This is a genomic window from Ectothiorhodospira shaposhnikovii, from assembly GCF_022227765.1.
GTDB lineage: Bacteria > Pseudomonadota > Gammaproteobacteria > Ectothiorhodospirales > Ectothiorhodospiraceae > Ectothiorhodospira.
Genome location: NZ_JAJMLZ010000027.1, coordinates 1 through 1,282, shown reverse-complemented (window position 1 = coordinate 1,282; position 1,282 = coordinate 1). Strand labels below are relative to the sequence as shown.

Below are 1,282 nucleotides of genomic sequence, written 5' to 3'. Positions count from 1 at the left end.
TCTGCAGATGCCCGCAGACCTTCCTCCGGCCGCTGTCCAGGCCATCGGCACACAGGAATCGATTGAGAATATGCTGGACCGTCGTCGGCTCAGGCATGATGCACCTCCGGCAACAGCGCCAGCAGGTCCACATGCCCCGAGGTGCCCCGTTCATCACTCGGTGTCCAGTGGATGTAGCGCAGGGTGGTTTGCAAATGCCCATGACCCAGCAGACGTTGCAGTTCATGCACCGCCAGCCCATTCTCCAACTGGTGCGTGGCATACGCATGTCGCAGGCCGTGGATCCCCACCGACTTGCTCACCCCGGCGCGGCGGCGACAGCGGCCAAACAGGCGCTGTGCTGAACTCACGCCAATGTGATGCTGCGGTTGGAACGTATGTGGAAACAGCCACACACGCGGGCGGCTGCAGCGCCAGTAGCGGCGCAGTTTATCCAGCAACAGGGGACTGATGATGACCGCGCGGTCCTTCGCCCCCTTGCCCTGCTCCACCCGTAACAGGCGCCGCTCACCATCAATGTCATCCACACGCAGCGCCACAACCTCACTGACCCGCAATCCACAGCCATAGCACACCTCCAGCAACATCCTGTGCTTGGGGTTGTCACACGCCTCGATGATGCGCGCCACCTCGGCCCGGGTGAGTAAAGGCGGTATCCGCTGTGGCCGCTTGGGTACGATCAGGGCCACTTCATCAAAGTCGCTTCGCTGAAGCACCTGTTGAAATAGAAATCGGATACTGTGTAAATGCAGACGGCAGGTGGAGGCAGAAAGCTTGCGTTCCACCGCCAAAACCTTGAAATACTGCTGCAGGTCCTGCATCGAAAGCCGTGCCGGAGAACGGCCAAAATAGGCAGCCAGGGATCTGGCCGCGTAGATATAGCTCTGCTGGGTCCGCGGTGAAAAACCACGCTGGCACATCGCATCCAGCATCTGGCGACGTAAGGGTGTCATCACTGATCTCCTCTCAAATGTCAGGGCAAACATGACCCTGAAGAGAGTCTTGATGATCAGTGCAATTTACGCAGGCAAGGACGGAGAAAGCTGCCGCGAATGCGGCTTAGTTCAACAGATATTGGACGGAATCGGCCTTCCCCAGGAAAGCCAGATTCCGCACAGCACACCCCAGTAACCCGCTTTACCTCCAACCAACAACACACCCATCTTCCGTCCCGCCCCCACAACCTACTGATCCGGGAAGCCATCCAGCCCGAAAAGGTACGTCCAACTCAGCCCCCCAATGATTGAAGGCACCCGGATTCTGTATAAGTTGACATGCACGG

The 1,282-nt window shown here is 58.7% G+C and carries 1 protein-coding gene; it reads right to left on the bottom strand.

What is annotated here, in order from left to right:
- Positions 1 to 89: 89 nt before the first annotated feature.
- Entirely contained in the window at positions 90 to 953 is an 864-nt protein-coding gene (locus LQD11_RS15415; RefSeq protein ID WP_238618346.1) for a tyrosine-type recombinase/integrase, read from the bottom strand.
- Between the last annotated feature and the right edge of the window lie 329 nt (positions 954 to 1,282).